We start from the raw sequence: 16,472 nt of genomic DNA, 5'->3' as shown, positions 1-16,472 counted from the left end.
GTGTGAAACTAGGAGTAAATAAAATGAATCAAGAATATGAGCATTATTACGTACCTGAGCAAAGCCCATGGCCTATTGTAGGTGCTGTTGCATTGTTTTTTATTGCAGTAGGGGCAGGCTTGACTGTTATGAGTGTAGGTAATGAAGGTGGTAGCGGGGTTTATCTGCTTTATGCCGGTATTGCTGTACTTGTGTATATGTTGTTTAGCTGGTTTAAAAATGTAATTAGTGAATCGGACCAAGGTTTGTACTCAGCACAAATGGATCGCTCTTTTAGACAAGGTATGAGCTGGTTTATTTTTTCTGAAGTTATGTTTTTTATGGCCTTTTTTGGTGCGCTTTTTTATGCACGCGTATTGTCGGTACCTTGGCTTGGAGGCGCAGGCAATAATGCAATGACTAACGAGGTTTTATGGCCAACTTTCGAAGCTGTTTGGCCGCTAGTTTCAACACCTGCTGGCGAAACTACTCAAGCTATGGGCTGGCAAGGCTTACCGCTTATAAATACCTTAATACTGCTTACTTCCTCAGTTACTTTACATTTTGCCCACGTAGCGATGGAAAACAATAAACGCACTCCACTTAAAGTTTTTTTAGGCGCTACTATTTTATTGGGCGTTTGCTTTTTAGGGCTGCAAGTTGAGGAGTACATGCATGCATATAATGACCTTAACCTAACGCTAGATGCGGGCATTTACGGTAATACGTTCTTTTTATTGACTGGTTTTCATGGCATGCATGTAACGTTAGGAACCGTACTTTTATTTGTAATATTTTTACGGATATTAAAAGGGCACTTTACTAAAGATAAGCATTTTGCTTTTCAAGCAGCTGCTTGGTATTGGCACTTTGTTGATGTGGTGTGGCTGTGTTTGTTTGTATTTGTATATGTGCTGTAGCGTTTATTGGCGAATTATTTGCTTTAATAAAACCAAGTTTAAGCGCTGCAATAACAACAACTAAAACAACGACCGAAAACAATACGCGACGACCTAAAAAGTGAGACATAGGTCGTCCCCCAGTTTTCCCTGACACCATAATAAACAATGCTCTAAATAAGTTAAAAAGTATAAATATTAACAACAGTACGATAATAATTTTAATAATCACTGAGTTGACCCTTTATGCAGTTAGTTTTATGGCACAAACAAAAGCTTAGTTCACTAATCACACTTTGTATGGTTGTGGTTGTTGTACTTGTGTGTGTGCGATTAGGGTTTTGGCAGTTGGAGCGAGGTGAGCAAAAGCAGCAACAACTAACCGCTATTGCTAAGCAACAGAATCGGGGTGTGATGAGCTGGTCTCAATTACTTAACCTGCCTGATAGCTGGAACAAAACTGGTGTATTGGTTGAGTTAAAAGGGCGGTTTGTACAAAACCAATATTGGCTTTTAGATAATCAAGTTTATAACGGACAAGTAGGGTACGACCTACTTGCTTTACTAAAGCCAGACAGCGAAGAAAAAGTGATTTTAGTTAATTTAGGATGGGTAAAAGCGCCTATATCTAGAGATACACTGCCAAAGGTTACTCTGCCTACAGGTGTTTTTATTCTTAAAGCGCAAATAAAAGAAAATAACTTAAGTAGCTTTACGCTTGAAGATAAAACTACAAATAACGACTTACCTACAAGAATCCAATCTATCGACTTGAATATGCTGAGCACTCAAAGCCAGCAATCATTAATTAATTTTATGGCTTACAGACAAGGTACTGGTGATGAGATTGCAACACCTCATTATGAGGCAGTTGTTATGAGCCCTCAAAAGCATAATGCCTACGCTGTGCAATGGTTTTTAATTGCTGTTGCATGTGCTGTTGTGGCTATTTTTGCGAGTAAAAAAAGGACACATAATGAAAAATAATCCCCTTTTGTTGTTTGTGGGTTGCTGCGCAATCCCATTAGTTTTGGCATATGGCGCATTAAAGTTTGATTGGTTGCCTACTGCAATTACTAATAATGGCGAGTTTTTAAGCCAAGAAATAAAACTTAAAAATTGGCCGCAAAATAATCCCAAGCAATGGACTATCGCACTTAATTATTCAAACGAATGTAACACCCCATGCAGCGAACAGCTCAATGCACTTAATAATTTATATGTGGCACTTGGTAAAAACCAAGGCAAGGTTGATATGGCTGTAATGGGAAGTCCCGACAATAAAAACCTACCATGGAAAATTATTACCGAGCAACAGAGTTTAAATCCTGCAAGTTTGTATTTAATTGATCATATGGGGTTAGTGGTACTTGAATACCCCTTTAAGGTCGAGCCACAAGAAAACCGTTTAGTACAAAAAGGATTATTAAAAGATCTAAAAAAATTACTTAACTATTCTCGTTCTAGCTAACTAAGTTGAGCTTAAGTTGGAGTATCTGATGTATAAAAATTATAAAAACTTAGTATTAATAACAGGATTACTCGCTTTGATTGTAGTTGCTTTAGGTGCGTACACCCGCTTAAGTGATGCAGGTTTAGGGTGCCCCGATTGGCCTGGTTGTTATGGCTTTTTAACGGTACCTAAGCATGAGGCTGACATAGCCTTAGCAACTCAAAGCTACCCCGATATGATGTTCGAAACCGCAAAAGCGTGGAAAGAAATGATTCATCGCTACTTTGCAGGTGCTTTAGGCTTACTTATTTTAGGTTTATTTGTGTTGGCTTTTTTAAAACGCCAATATCCAACTACGCCAGTTAAATTGCCTTTGGCTTTACTTCTACTAGTGGTGTTTCAGGCTGCCCTTGGTATGTGGACAGTAACCATGAACCTTCAGCCGCTTATTGTAATGGGCCACTTATTAGGTGGCTTTAGTATTTTGTCACTTATAACGCTTTTATATTTACGGCTAACCGCAAAACCTATTATGGGTGGCGATAGCGGCGCAAAACGCTATTTCGGTTTAAGTTTAGTAGCGCTCAGTGTATTAATTATCCAAATTGCACTTGGTGGTTGGCTGGCTGCAAATTACGCCGCTCCACATTGTAGTGGTTTGCCATTGTGTAATTACGCACAACCGTTTTCATTGAGTAGCGTATTTCAATTACCACTTGAGCACAGTAATTATGAGTTTGGTGTGTTATCGCAGCAAGCGCGTATGTCTATTCATTTATTACATCGCATTTGGGCACTCGTTACTTGCATTGTTCTGGCGTTAATTATGTGGAAAATATACAGCCAAGCGTACTCTAAAAAAATTAAAAATTGCGTTGTGAGTGTATTACTTGTTCTGCTTTGCCAAATTAGCTTAGGGCTTATTTTAGTACATTGGCATATTCCGTTGGGAGTTGCACTGGCGCATAACTTGATGGCAGCCATACTGTTATTAAGCATGGTTAGGTTGTGTTATTACCTAAAATCACGCACATAAAGGGGAAATATGATGGCACTTATAATTGATAAAAAAATACTGCTACCCGTTAATACTCAATCGCTAATTTCGCGTACTCATAGTTTGCTGCAAGACTACTTAGCAATTAGTAAATTTAAAGTGGTAGCCATGCTGGTGCTAACAGCTTGGGTTGGTTTAGCGCTGGCTCCCGATGTAGGGCGCGGTATGGTCGTACAGTTTATTAGCTTGTTAGGTATAGGGCTACTTTCTGCTGCTGCAGCGGTTATTAATCATGTGGTTGATAGCGAGATAGACTCAAAAATGGCGCGGACTCGTCATCGCCCTGTGGCTAAAGGGCGTTTAAGTAAAACACATGCGCTTAGTTTTGCAGCTGTTATTGGGGTTGCTGGTTTTATTATGCTGATGGTGTGGGCCAATACCTTAACCGCTATATTAACGTTATTTGCATTGGTAGGTTATGCATTTGTTTATACATCATTTTTAAAGCGTGCAACGCCGCAAAATATTGTTATAGGTGGGTTGGCTGGCGCAATGCCTCCATTATTAGGTTGGGTGTCAGAAACAAACCAAATGGCAGCAGCCCCTTGGTTACTCGTAATGATAATATTTACCTGGACCCCACCACACTTTTGGGCGCTGGCTATAGCGCGAAAAAGTGATTATGAACGCGCTAAAATCCCTATGTTACCAGTAACCCATGGTATCGATTTTTGTAAAACGTGCGTCGTTGCTTACTCTGTTTTACTCGCTGTTGTTTGCGTATTACCTTATTTAATCGGTATGTCTGGATTAATCTATTTGATAGGTGCATGTGTATTAAATGCCGTGTTTATATATAAGGCGGTCAATTTAAAAATTGCTGGAAATGATGAGACTGCAATGGACTTATTTCGTTTTTCGATTATTCATTTAATGGTACTCTTTGTAATCTTATTTATAGATAAATGGCTCCCTTTATGAAGCAGTTATGGCTTGGATTAATCGTTGTTTTAGTTTTGTTTTTATCGGCATGTTCAAACGAAAATAGTCCGCCAGATGTCGATGCATTAGTTTACGAAAATGCAAAGCCACTGTCTGATTTTACGCTAAACGATCAGCGCGGTGAATTAGTGACTAAGCAACAATTTGTAGGACAGTGGAATTTAGTATTTTTAGGCTACACAAGCTGCCCAGATATTTGTCCATTAACACTTGCTAAGTTAAATGCTGTTTATAAAAACTTACAAGCAGATTATCCGCTACAAGTTTGGTTTTTATCGGTTGATCCAAAACGCGATACACCAGCTAAACGAAAGCAATATATAGATTACTTTAACCCTGATTTTTTAGCTGTATCAGGGGAACATAAACACCTTTTTCCTGTTGTTCGAGAGCTTGGTTTAATTTACGCCATTAGCGATAGTAGTGAATCAGAATATGCTGTTGATCATAGTGCCTCGGTCGCTATGGTTGATCAAAATGGAGCCGTTAGAGCTATTTTTAAACCAGAATTTAAACAAGGTAGTGTGCCATTAATTAATGCGACGACTTTAACTGAAGAGTTTAAAAAAATAGCTGATTACTATAAAAACTAGTTTTTTACTTTTTACCAATTTTAAAGGAGCTTTAGGCTCCTTTTTTTGTATTTTAACGACAGGTTAAATTTAATTAAGCATTTTATGGCAATTTTAATAACTAGGGCTAAGCTTTTGTTATGAATTGAATTGACAGGGAATGCACTTACTAAATGCTAAAACTTCCGAGCGAACTTGCTATTACGCAAGTTGAAACACTACATCAAGACTTACTACACGAACTCAATAGCAACGATGATATCTGTCTTGATATTAACGATGTGATTTCTGCTGATACTGCCTCAATTCAACTTTTATGCGCCTTACAAAAACACCTACTTACTATACAGCACAAAATAATATGGGTAGGCAGTAGCGAGGCCTTAACGCATACAATTAATAAACTTGGCTTAAGCCAATACTTAACAACCGAAAGTAAAAGTTAGGGGTATATATGAAAAGAATTTTAGCGGTTGATGATTCAGCATCGATGCGTCAAATGGTGAGCTTTACATTAAAAACTGCCGGGTTTGATGTAACCGAAGCTAAGGATGGCAGTGAAGCTCTCGCTATTGCCAAGCAACAAGACTTTGATGCCGTGATCTCAGATGTAAACATGCCAATAATGGATGGAATTACATTAATACGAGAGCTGCGTACTTTACCTAGTTATAAATTTACACCACTACTGATGCTTACTACAGAGTCGGGCTTAGAAAAAAAGATAGAGGGTAAAGCTGCTGGTGCAACAGGTTGGATTGTAAAACCATTTAATCCCGATCAGCTACTAGCGGTAATTAAAAAAGTTATTCGCTAAGGAGCGCAGTGTGAGTATAGATTTAAGTCAATTTTTTGAAGTTTTCTTTGAAGAGAGTTTTGAAGGCCTAGATACCATGGAGGCTGAGTTATTAAACTTAGTGCCAGGTGAGGAAGATTTAGAAACTATCAACACTATTTTTAGAGCTGCTCACTCAATAAAAGGAGGCAGTGGCACTTTTGGTTTTAGCTCCGTTGCTGACTTTACTCATGTACTTGAAACACTACTGGATCAAATTCGCCAAGGTGAACGAGAGCTTAGTACCGAGCATGTCAATTTATTACTCAAAGCTGTGGATTGCTTGCGCGCTTTACTTGCTGCACTTCAAGGTGAGCAAGAGCCAGATTTAACCGAGGCAGATTCGTTAAAAGTACAATTTGAACATGTACTTGGAATGAAAAACGAAACACAAGGAAATAAACCTCAAAGCTGTGAAGAGCAAACAAGTAGTAACACCTATCAAATAGACTTTAAACCCCATCATCATTTATTTAAAACAGGAAACGAGCCACTGTACATGATCAGTGAGCTTGAAGAGCTAGGTGAGTTAGAAACCACAGTATTTTACGATGAAGTTCCAGAAATTACAGATTTGAGCAGTGATGAATGCTTTTTACATTGGCGCTTTTTTTTAGATACTAGCCATGATGAAAAAGCCATAAAAGAAGTATTTGAATGGGTAGAAGACGATGCCGACATAAAAATTGAATTATGCGGAGGCTTATTTGGCAATGATGAGCAAATACAACCTAATCAAGGTGAGATATCTAAAGCCGTTGAGCTTGAAACATCCGATTTAATAAAAGTAGCTGAGCTACCTAGTAAGCCAAAGCAACCCGCTGCTAATAAAGATAAAAAACCTGCAAGTACACCAGAGTCTACCTCCATTCGAGTTGGTATTGATAAAGTTGATTCGTTAATAAATATGGTTGGGGAACTTGTTATTACACAAGCTATGCTAAATCAACTCAGCGAACAAGAAATCACACCAGCCACAATTACTTTACTACAAGAAGGTCTAGCGCAACTTGCCCATAATACGCGTGATTTACAAGAAAATGTGATGCGCATTCGTATGCTCCCAATTAACTTTGTATTTAGTCGTTTTCCTCGATTAGTGCGAGATATAGCGCAAAAACTAAATAAGCAGGTTGAGCTAAAGTTGATTGGAGAGCAAACCGAGCTTGATAAAACAGTAATGGAAAAAATATCCGATCCTATGGTGCATTTAGTGAGGAACTCACTTGATCATGGATTAGAGACTGTTGAGCAAAGACTGGCGGCAGGTAAAGATCCCGTTGGCACAGTAACCTTAAATGCATTTCATCAGGGTGGAAACATTGTTATTGAAATAATGGATGATGGGCAGGGGTTAAATACAAAAAAAATAAAAGAAAAAGCCATCGCTAACGAATTAATCTCAGCTGATAACCATCTCAGTGACGATGAAATAAATGAGCTTATTTTTATGCCCGGCTTTTCGACAGTAGATGAGGTAAGTGACTTATCTGGTCGTGGAGTTGGGATGGATGTAGTTAAGCGAAATATTCAATCATTAAATGGCTCAGTAGAGGTAACCTCAGCGGCCGGTGTTGGTTCTACGTTTACTATTAGATTACCACTTACTCTCGCTATTTTAGATGGGCAATTAGTTAAGGTGGCTCAGCATACTTATATTATCCCGCTCATTTCTATTGTGGAATCTCTGCAAATTGATATTGCTAAAGTGAGTCGAGTGGGTAAAAGCCTTGATGTATTGAGGCTTCGGGACGAATACATTCCTATTTTAAGGCTCTACGATATTTTTAATCATAAAAATGCCATTGAATCACTCGATAAAACGCTGCTTGTTGTTGTAGAAACAGATAACCAAAAGGTGGGTTTATTAGTTGATGATTTACTGTCTCAACAACAGGTTGTTATTAAAAGTTTAGAGGCTAACTATCATAAAGTTGATGGTGTATCGGGAGCCACTATTTTAGGCGATGGGCGTGTATCGCTGATTGTGGACATTAGCGGCTTAATAAAGCTCTCAGGTTTAAAAAAACCAGGTAGCCAAGAATTAACGATTGAAACGCAAGCCACTTTGGAGGCGTTATGAGCTCAGAGCAAAGCCAGTTAAGTAATCAATTAAATCTTCAGCAACAGCAAGGTGTAAAACAGTTTTTAACTTTTATTATGGCTGATGAAGAATACGGCGTTGATATTTTAACAGTACAAGAAATTCGCAGTTGGGAAGAAATTACAGTACTGCCCAATGCGCCTAAATTTGTAAAAGGCGTTATTAATTTACGTGGAACAATAGTGCCAATTATTGATTTACGGTTGCGCTTTGGATTACCAAGTGTCGACTATGGGCCATTAACGGTGGTTATCGTTGTCAAAATAGAATTTGAACTAGGTAGTAAAATTATAGGTGTTGCTGTTGATGCCGTTTCTGATGTTTACAGTATTGCGGAGCAAGATGCGAAAGCGGTTCCTAGTTTATCTGAATCGAATAATTGTGAATATGTAGCTGGGTTGGTGAATGTTGGTGAAAAAATGGTAGCGCTAATTGACCTGCAAAAAACAATGAATATTTAGCAAACAGAAACTAAATGAATAATAAACTTAAAGGTGGTGATGAGCATGGGATGGTTTAGTAATCCAAAGCAGTCAAAATCAAGTAATGATTTAATTGTAGACGCATTGAATAAATCATTAGCGGTGATTGAGTTTGAACCTAACGGAAAAATAATTACTGCAAATATGAATTTTCTAAACGCGATGGGCTATCGCCTTGAAGAGGTTCAAGGCCAGCATCACTCTATGTTTGTTGACCCAGATGAAGCTCAGGGCAACGATTATAAGAACTTTTGGCAACGCCTGCGTAATGGCGAGTTTATCTCAGATGAGTTTAAGCGTAATGCAAAAGGTGGAGCTGAGGTATGGATCCAAGCAACTTATAACCCAATTGTTGATGAGCAAGGGCAAGTATTAAAAGTAGTTAAGTTTGCCACCGACGTGACCGAGCAAAAGTTAATAGCAGCAGAAGCTTCAGGGCAAATTAGTGCTATAAGTAAATCTCAAGCGGTTATCGAGTTTAATTTAGATGGCACTATTATTGATGCGAATGATAACTTTTTAAATGCACTTGGTTATCAACTTAGCGAGATCAAAGGTCAGCACCATAGGCTTTTTATTGAACCCGAACATGCAAATAGTATCGAATATAAAGAGTTTTGGGCCAAACTAGGTCGCGGTGAATTTGATTCAGGGGAATATTTAAGAATAGGGAAGCAGGGTCAGGAGGTTTGGATTCAAGCATCTTATAACCCAATTTATGATATGAACGGCAAGCCGTTTAAAGTGATTAAATACGCATCTGATATTACTGAACAAAAAGAGCTTGAAAAAGCATCTCGCAAAGCAGCCGATTTAGCAAATGCGCTTAAAGTTTGCCAAGCGAACGTAATGATTGCTGATGAAGACCTTAATATAGTATTTGTGAACGATCGTGTTCAGCAAATGCTAAAAGTCCGTGAAAAAGAATTACAAACTGTATTACCAAGCTTTTCTGTTGATAATTTAATTGGCACATGTGTTGATGATTTTCATAAGCACCCTAATCATCAGCGCGATTTATTAAAAAATCTCGATAAGCCTCATAAAGCCGAATTACTTTTAGCGGGTGTCACTTTCACCTTGATTGCTTCACCTTGGATTAGCCAAGATGGAAAGCATTTAGGCACCATTGTTGAGTGGGAAGATAGGACCAATGAGGTTGCGCTTGAAAAAGAAATAGCCGAACTTATTAGCGCTGCAGGTAATGGCGAATTAGATACAAGAGTCGCGGAAGAAGGCAAGGAAGGATTCTTTTTACGTTTGGCTCAAGGGCTAAATAGCTTAGTTAAAATAGTTGATGATGCAGTTGCTGACACGGGCAGTATGCTCGATGCGATGGCAAATGGTGATTTATCAAAACGAGTTGAAAAAGAATATAAAGGCTCATTTGATAAACTCAAACGCGATGCTAATGCTACGGCAGATAAGTTAACGGAAGTGATTAATCGCATTAATTCATCGGCAACGCTTGTAGCCAGTGGTGCAGAGGAAATCTCTCAAGGTAATGCTGATTTAAGCCAACGTACAGAAGAGCAAGCCTCGTCACTTGAAGAAACAGCGTCGAGCATGGAAGAGATGACTAGCACCGTTCGCCAAAATGCTGATAACGCAAAAGTGGCAAACGATTTAGCAGAAGAAACATGCGAAAAGGCGATTCAAGGTGGTGAGGTTGTAAATAGAGCAGTTACGAGCATGTCGGCAATTAATGAGTCGAGCAAGAAAATTGCAGATATTATTGGTGTCATTGACGAAATAGCATTTCAAACTAACTTATTAGCGCTTAATGCTGCAGTAGAGGCTGCAAGGGCTGGTGAACAAGGTCGAGGCTTTGCGGTTGTTGCAGGTGAAGTGCGTAATTTAGCACAGCGCTCTGCAGGCGCAGCGAAAGAAATTAAAGAGTTAATAAGAGATAGTGTAGGCAAAGTAGCTGATGGCTCTCAATTAGTTAATGAGTCGGGCGCTACACTTAAAGAGATTGTTGTATCGGTACAAAGAGTGACGCAAATGATTTCTGATATTACAGAGGCATCTGAAGAACAAAGTGCGGGTATTGAACAAGTTAATACCGCCATCTCACAAATGGACGAAATGACGCAACAAAATGCCGCCTTAGTAGAGCAAGCCTCTGCCGCTGGCGAGTCTATGGCTGAGCAAGCTAATGAGATGCGCCAACTACTCAACTTTTTCTCAATAGGTCAGCAAGAGATGGCGATGATTTCGCCGACTATGCGCACACCTAAATTATCTCATAAGTCGCAAAGCAGTTTTGTAAGTAATAAACCCAGAGGCGATAACTTTGTAGACTCTGCTGATGAATGGGAAGAATTTTAACAACCAATCTTCTTATACACCTCGCTGAATACATAATCACAGCGAGGTATTATTTGGCAGGCTAAATTGAGAGCGAATAATGAAAGAGTTTTTGTGTACCGACCGCGACTTTAAAGAAATTGCCAGTTTAGTTTATAGCGCATGTGGAATTGTATTAGGTGAGCATAAGCGAGAGATGGTTTATTCACGCTTAGCAAGACGTATTAGAGAGCGAAAACTAACTGACTTTAAAGCCTATTTAGAGTATTTAAATAGCCATAAAGATCAGGAGTTTGATGCCTTTATTAATGCAATAACAACTAACTTAACGTCTTTTTTTCGTGAAATACACCACTTTGAATTTATAAAATCTGAGCTTGTACCTGCTCTCTTAAAGGCAAATAAAAATAGTAAGCGAGTAAGAATCTGGTCTGCAGGTTGCTCAACAGGAGAAGAACCCTACAGTTTGGCGATGACTTTAAATAATGCATTTCCGAGCAATTGGGATGTAAAAATACTAGCAACCGATTTAGATTCTAATGTATTGGCAAAAGCACAAAAGGGTATTTACACCGCAGCGAATGTTAACGGCTTAGATGACGTGCAACTTAAGCGTTGGTTTTTAAAAAGTAAAGACGGTGAAAACTATAAAGTTAAAGATAGGCTAAAAGAGTCTATTTCATTCAAGCGTTTAAACTTATTGCAAGATTGGCCAATGAAAGGATCATTTGATCTTATTTTATGTCGTAATGTTGTTATTTACTTTGATAAAGAAACAAAAGATCAGCTTTTTAAGCGTTACGCCAATATATTAAATGAACAAGGTTATTTGTTTTTAGGTCACTCAGAAAGTATGGGAAAAGAGCATACGCAATTTAAAAATTTAGGGAAAACTATGTACCAAAAGGGACAAAATGCACGCAGAGTTTAGGCCGGTATTACCTAACTTTGAACATATTAAACGATATTGGGACTCGGGCCGAGGTAGCGTTGTTGCTAAAGTGCTTCCGGGTGAGTTTTATGTTTCTAAAAATAATGAGCTGATCTCTACAGTTCTGGGTTCGTGTATTGCGGCTTGTGTTTACGATGAAGTACTAGGGATTGGGGGCATGAATCACTTTATGTTACCAATTCAAAAGGGAGTAGAACTTAAGAATGCGCATAGTTTAAGTTGTCGGTATGGCAATTGGGCTATGGAGTATCTTATAAACGAAGTTTTAAAAAATGGTGCGTCTCGCCGTAACCTAAAAGTAAAACTTTTTGGTGGGGGTAAAATTATTAGTGCGATGACTGATATAGGGCTGGGTAATATTAGTTTTGCAGCGGCGTATATTAAAGAAGAGGCATTAAATCTAGTTGCCCACGATATGGGTGGACCATGGCCACGAAAAATATTTTTTCATCCGAACACCGGTAAAGTTCATATGAAAAAACTTAAAAACCTACATAATAATACGATTGAAAAACGCGAAGTCCGTTACTTACAAAACCTTAAAAAGCAAGAAGTAGTAACTGATATAGAGCTGTTTTAGGAGTATGCATGATTAAAGTATTAATAATTGACGACTCCCCCTTAATTAGGCGTTTACTCACTGAAATATTACAGCAAGCTAAAGATATTACGGTAGTGGGGAGCGCTGAGGATCCCTACGAAGCTCGTGAAATGATAAAAAAGTTAAATCCTGATGTATTAACGCTCGACGTAGAAATGCCAAAAATGGATGGCATTAGTTTTTTAAAAAACTTAATGCGATTAAGACCAATGCCAGTAGTGATGATTTCAACACTGACCCAAAAAGGCTCTCCTATTACACTCGAGGCACTCGAATTAGGGGCTGTTGATTTTATAGCTAAGCCTACTAATAACGTAAGAGAGCAATTGAGCCAATATGCATCACTTGTTCAACAAAAGGTGCGAATAGCTGCTGGAGCAAGAGTAAGAAGCTATAAAAAAACGGTCGTCACAAATGAGCCTATTAATACCCATTCTCAATTTTTACTTAATAAAGTAATTGCGATAGGTGCTTCCACGGGGGGTACTGAGGCTATCAAAGAAGTACTTATTAAAATGCCACAAAATTGCCCGCCCATTGTAATTACTCAGCATATTCCTCCTGTGTTTAGCGCCTCATTTGCTGAGCGAATGAATCGTACATGCACGATAAATGTGAAAGAGGCTGAACATGGCGATAAGCTTAGCACTGGCTGGGCTTATATAGCACCAGGTGGTTTTCATTTAAGTATTAAAAAGCGAGGTGTTAGCTTGTATTGCCAGCTTGATGATGGCGAGCCGGTCAACAGACATAAACCTGCGGTAGATGTGCTGTTTAACTCATTAGTTGAGACAGGAGCTAAAAACGTAGTTGCAGCCATACTAACAGGGATGGGGAGTGATGGCGCAAAAGGGTTACTTGCACTAAAACAAAACGGTGCGTATACCTTGGCTCAAGATGAGTACTCATCGGTGGTATGGGGTATGCCTAAGGCTGCCGCTGAGTTAAATGCAGCAGACGAGATAGTTGCGCTGGATAAAATAACCCAGCGACTATTACATCAGGCAGTTAAGGTTTAGGCGCTTCAATTACCCAAGGCTGCGAAAACCAAAAATAATCACCAGGGCTAGAAATAGAAGGGGCCGTACAATTAAAACGAGAGCGTCCTTTATTAAGCACCTTTGGTGAGGTTATTTCGACTGTATTTTTATTTACCCATTTTAAATCTGCTTGGCCTACGCTTGATACGTAACAGGCAAATTGGCTTTTATGAAAGTCACCCATTTTAAATTCAATTGTGAGCGTGGGTGGATTTTGTTGTGTAACGCTATCTTGATAAGTTAAATTGGTGATATTAAACGCGCGTGAGTTAAGCTTAGTAATAAGAGTTTCTAGTTTGCTGTAAAAGCCTGATGCAGGAAAACGTGGTAAGCGGCTAAAATTAGAGTCTTTATTTACAGCGCCGGAGTGCTGACCAATACCCACAAAACCAAGCTCTGTCACAAGTGCTTGCAGCTCGTTATTAAACTCACCATACGGGTATGCTAAGTATTTATAGTCGTGGCCTATTTCTTCTTTTATACGCTTTTGAGAGCTAATAATATCTTGCTTAATACGTGATTGCCATTGTGCATCGGTTTCGTTTTCAAGCTTAAGGTGTAAGTAATCATGTTGTCCGCTATGATTGGCTATTAATGCCCCTTTTTTAGATAATTCTTTGAGCTTATCCCACCCCATTACGTAGCTCATGCCCTCGTCTATTAATTTAGGATTTACAAAGATAGTGTACGGGTAGCCAAACTTTTCTAAAATAGGCGCGGCTTGTTCATAGTTATTGTTATAACCATCATCAAAGGTGATGGCGACAGTTTTATCAGGTAAGGTTTCACCTTGCTGAAGTGCGTTTATTAAGTCATTAAGAGGAATAACGTTAAAGTTGTGCTCTTTTAAATAGCTCAAATGTTTAGTGAATGTATTGGCGCTAACGCTTGTTACAGCGGGTAGGGTTTCACTAACATGATGATACTGTAAAATAACGGCTGCTTGAGCCCGCACAGATACACTAATGAGGATAAATAATACTAAATGAAACAATTTCTTATACATAATAAGGCACACCATAAAAGCTTGCTGTTGTTAGCGGGTCCGATGATACTATCAAATATCACAGTGCCGTTGTTAGGAATTGTTGATACTGCTGTAATTGGGCACTTAGGAAGCGCTCATTACTTAGCGGGTATTGCCCTTGGCTCTGCAGTTATATCTATTTTATTTTGGCTTGCTGGTTTTTTAAGAATGAGCACCACGGGACTCGTGGCACAAGCATACGGAAAAAACGATTTAACCCAACTTGCCGCTTTACTTAAACGAAGCCTATTGCTTGCAAGCGCAGTGGCCGTGCTATTAATTGTGTTATCCCCATTAATAAAGCACGCTATTGCTTATCTCTCCGCCGCCAATAGCGATGTACTTATCCAAGCGTATCAGTATTTTAGCATTCGTATTTTTAGTGCTCCAGCAGCATTGTGTAATTTAGTGTTACTGGGTTGGATGCTTGGTGTACATTATGGTCGAGGCCCATTTTATTTATTACTCGTCACTAATATCGTTAATATAGTACTCGATATTTATTTTGTTGTTTATTTAGATTGGGCAGTTGCAGGCGCTGCGTGGGCTTCACTTATTGCTGATTATACGGCTTTAGTATTTGCACTGTTTTTAGTGGTTAAACTAGCTAAAAAACAAGACATTGATCTAAATGTACCGAATTGGTTGAGTATTAGCAAAATGGCTGAATTATTGAGTTTGAATAGAGATATATTTATTCGCTCTTTAATACTGCAATTATGCTTTAGTTTTATGACGTTTTACGCAGCGCGTATAGGCGAAACCACATTAGCTGCTAATGCTGTTTTACTTAACTTTCTAATGTTGGTGAGTTTTGCTCTTGATGGCGTTGCTTACGCGTCTGAGGCAAAAGTAGGACAAGCTAAAGGCCAAGGAAGCGTTAAAAATATAGAGCTTTGGGTTAAAATAAGTGTATTTTGGGGCATGCTTTTTGGCGTCTTATATAGCGCTTTTTTTGCATTATTTGGCAGCGGTATAATCAAGCTTTTAACCAATGTGCCAGAGGTTATTCAAGAGGCAACACACTATTTACCATGGCTAATAGTGTTGCCTATTTTGGCCATGAGTTGCTTTTTGTTTGATGGTGTTTTTGTAGGGCTTACGCGAGCAAAGAACATGCGTAACAGTATGATACTTTCAGCTGGAGTTGGCTTTTTTGGTGTGTTTTGGGTGTTTATAGACTTGCAAAATAACGGGTTATGGCTGGCTATGAGCTGTTTTATGTTAATGCGCGGGGTTACATTAATAATTAAATATCACCACTTAAAAATAAATAATCAGCTATTAGATTAAACTAAATAAATGGTTTATTTCCAGAGATCGGGGTCGTGGTGTTTAGGGCCCATATCTTTTAAAACTTGTGAAAAACGATTAGCAAAAATACCGCAGTAGCCCCAACCGGCAAAAAATAATGCGGGGAGTAAAATTATAACGCCAATTATTTGTAAGCTGTAGTGAGTGTAATACCCAATAGATATGAATATCACGGCTAGCACAAACAGTGCTAAGCCGCGAAAAAAGCGCTTTAAGCTCAGCTTAGGGTTGCTCCCTAAGCGATAAATAAGCTGCTTTAGCATTTACAAGGCCTAATAGTAAGAGTGATCGCCCGCTTCGTGCTCTGTTATATCAGCAACACCGGTGATTTCTTCAAACTTAGCTATCATTTCTTTTTCAATGCCTTCTTTTAGCGTTACATCGATCATAGAACAACCGTTACAACCACCACCAAACTGAAGTATAGCAATACCTGCAGCTGTAATTTCAACAAGGCTTACTTGGCCACCGTGGTTAGCAAGTTGTGGATTTACTTCGGTTTCTAGCATGTGCTGTACACGTTCGTTTAACGATGCATCGTTACCTATTTTACGCGCCTTTGCATTTGGTGCTTTTAGCGTTAACTGAGTACCCATTTTGTCGGTAACAAAATCGATTTCAGCTTCTTCTAAAAATGGAGCACTTTCAGCATCTACAACGGCATCAAAACCGTTAAAGTTTAGGCGAATATCGCTCGCTTCTACAGCGTCTTCTGGACAATAAGACACACCACATTCCGCTTGTGATGAACCAGGGTTTACAACAAACACACGAATATTGGTTTGTTGTGATTGATCTGCTAATAGTTTAGCAAAATGCGCTTGCGCTGTTTCGGAAATAGAAATCATAAAACCATCTATACTTGACTAAATTACTCGGATACTGTGTATCATACTCCGCTCATC

At 38.9% G+C, this 16,472-nt stretch carries 19 protein-coding genes; 15 read left to right on the top strand and 4 right to left on the bottom strand.

Annotation, left to right across the window (positions count from 1 at the left end; all coding sequences use genetic code 11):
- Positions 1-23: 23 nt before the first annotated feature.
- The gene (locus L659_RS0120210; RefSeq protein ID WP_024591689.1) at positions 24-899 is read left to right on the top strand and encodes a cytochrome c oxidase subunit 3; all 876 of its coding nucleotides are present in this window, start codon (positions 24-26) and stop codon (positions 897-899) included.
- On the opposite strand, the gene L659_RS1000000124100 is transcribed toward L659_RS0120210, so the two are convergent.
- Positions 802-1,110 (bottom strand): DUF2909 family protein, encoded by a 309-nt coding sequence (locus tag L659_RS1000000124100; RefSeq protein WP_076916441.1) that lies wholly within the window; start codon positions 1,108-1,110, stop codon positions 802-804. The two genes, L659_RS0120210 and L659_RS1000000124100, sit on opposite strands and share 98 nt — an antisense overlap.
- Positions 1,111-1,124: 14 nt before the next feature.
- Between L659_RS1000000124100 and L659_RS0120205 the strand changes: the two genes are divergently transcribed.
- The 13 genes from L659_RS0120205 (at position 1,125) to L659_RS0120145 (ending at position 13,205) form a co-directional block, all read left to right on the top strand.
- Positions 1,125-1,865, top strand: a complete 741-nt coding sequence (locus L659_RS0120205; RefSeq protein WP_024591688.1) for an SURF1 family protein — start codon at positions 1,125-1,127, stop codon at positions 1,863-1,865.
- Positions 1,855-2,349 (top strand): hypothetical protein, encoded by a 495-nt coding sequence (locus tag L659_RS0120200; protein WP_002959602.1) that lies wholly within the window; start codon positions 1,855-1,857, stop codon positions 2,347-2,349. The genes L659_RS0120205 and L659_RS0120200 overlap by 11 nt, the downstream gene beginning before the upstream one ends.
- A 28-nt stretch (positions 2,350-2,377) precedes the next feature.
- Complete coding sequence (locus L659_RS0120195; RefSeq protein WP_007584952.1) at positions 2,378-3,367, top strand: COX15/CtaA family protein; 990 nt, start codon at positions 2,378-2,380, stop codon at positions 3,365-3,367.
- 12 nt (positions 3,368-3,379) lie between these two features.
- Complete coding sequence (gene cyoE / locus L659_RS0120190; protein WP_002959598.1) at positions 3,380-4,309, top strand: heme o synthase; 930 nt, start codon at positions 3,380-3,382, stop codon at positions 4,307-4,309.
- On the top strand, positions 4,306-4,923 hold the full coding sequence (locus L659_RS0120185; protein ID WP_024591687.1) for an SCO family protein: 618 nt from the start codon (positions 4,306-4,308) through the stop codon (positions 4,921-4,923). Before cyoE ends, L659_RS0120185 begins: the two co-directional genes overlap by 4 nt.
- 152 nt (positions 4,924-5,075) lie before the next feature.
- Entirely contained in the window at positions 5,076-5,348 is a 273-nt protein-coding gene (locus L659_RS0120180) for an STAS domain-containing protein (protein WP_002959595.1), read from the top strand.
- An 8-nt stretch (positions 5,349-5,356) separates the two neighbouring features.
- A complete protein-coding gene (locus L659_RS0120175; RefSeq protein ID WP_007584956.1) occupies positions 5,357-5,719 on the top strand; it encodes a response regulator in 363 nt (120 codons plus the stop codon).
- Positions 5,720-5,729: 10 nt separating this feature from the next.
- Entirely contained in the window at positions 5,730-7,820 is a 2,091-nt protein-coding gene (locus L659_RS0120170; protein WP_024591686.1) for a chemotaxis protein CheA, read from the top strand.
- Positions 7,817-8,302 carry a chemotaxis protein CheW gene (locus tag L659_RS0120165; RefSeq protein ID WP_024591685.1) on the top strand — a complete coding sequence of 162 codons (486 nt, stop codon included), beginning with the start codon at positions 7,817-7,819 and terminating at the stop codon, positions 8,300-8,302. Before L659_RS0120170 ends, L659_RS0120165 begins: the two co-directional genes overlap by 4 nt.
- Before the next feature lie 45 nt (positions 8,303-8,347).
- On the top strand, positions 8,348-10,654 hold the full coding sequence (locus tag L659_RS0120160) for a methyl-accepting chemotaxis protein (RefSeq protein WP_010554953.1): 2,307 nt from the start codon (positions 8,348-8,350) through the stop codon (positions 10,652-10,654).
- A 79-nt stretch (positions 10,655-10,733) separates the two neighbouring features.
- On the top strand, positions 10,734-11,564 hold the full coding sequence (locus L659_RS0120155; RefSeq protein WP_024591684.1) for a CheR family methyltransferase: 831 nt from the start codon (positions 10,734-10,736) through the stop codon (positions 11,562-11,564).
- Entirely contained in the window at positions 11,548-12,165 is a 618-nt protein-coding gene (cheD, locus tag L659_RS0120150; RefSeq protein WP_007584962.1) for a chemoreceptor glutamine deamidase CheD, read from the top strand. Before L659_RS0120155 ends, cheD begins: the two co-directional genes overlap by 17 nt.
- Before the next feature lie 8 nt (positions 12,166-12,173).
- Positions 12,174-13,205 carry a protein-glutamate methylesterase/protein-glutamine glutaminase gene (locus L659_RS0120145; RefSeq protein ID WP_007584963.1) on the top strand — a complete coding sequence of 344 codons (1,032 nt, stop codon included), beginning with the start codon at positions 12,174-12,176 and terminating at the stop codon, positions 13,203-13,205.
- Here the strand turns inward: L659_RS0120145 and L659_RS0120140 are convergent.
- Complete coding sequence (locus L659_RS0120140; protein WP_010554949.1) at positions 13,195-14,232, bottom strand: polysaccharide deacetylase family protein; 1,038 nt, start codon at positions 14,230-14,232, stop codon at positions 13,195-13,197. The two genes, L659_RS0120145 and L659_RS0120140, sit on opposite strands and share 11 nt — an antisense overlap.
- On the opposite strand from L659_RS0120140, the gene L659_RS0120135 reads away from it, so the two are divergent.
- Positions 14,212-15,546, top strand: a complete 1,335-nt coding sequence (locus L659_RS0120135; protein ID WP_407072744.1) for an MATE family efflux transporter — start codon at positions 14,212-14,214, stop codon at positions 15,544-15,546. The two genes, L659_RS0120140 and L659_RS0120135, sit on opposite strands and share 21 nt — an antisense overlap.
- A gap of 14 nt (positions 15,547-15,560) precedes the next feature.
- Here the strand turns inward: L659_RS0120135 and L659_RS0120130 are convergent, their stop codons facing one another.
- Positions 15,561-15,830 carry a hypothetical protein gene (locus L659_RS0120130; protein ID WP_002959572.1) on the bottom strand — a complete coding sequence of 90 codons (270 nt, stop codon included), beginning with the start codon at positions 15,828-15,830 and terminating at the stop codon, positions 15,561-15,563.
- 9 nt (positions 15,831-15,839) lie between these two features.
- Positions 15,840-16,415 (bottom strand): Fe-S biogenesis protein NfuA, encoded by a 576-nt coding sequence (gene nfuA, locus L659_RS0120125; protein WP_007584966.1) that lies wholly within the window; start codon positions 16,413-16,415, stop codon positions 15,840-15,842.
- Positions 16,416-16,472 lie beyond the last annotated feature (57 nt).

The sequence above is a fragment of the Pseudoalteromonas sp. S8-8 genome, assembly GCF_000497875.1.
Taxonomy (GTDB): domain Bacteria; phylum Pseudomonadota; class Gammaproteobacteria; order Enterobacterales; family Alteromonadaceae; genus Pseudoalteromonas; species Pseudoalteromonas arctica.
Note: the sequence above shows the minus strand (reverse complement) of the source record. Positions and strands in the feature narration are given on the sequence as shown.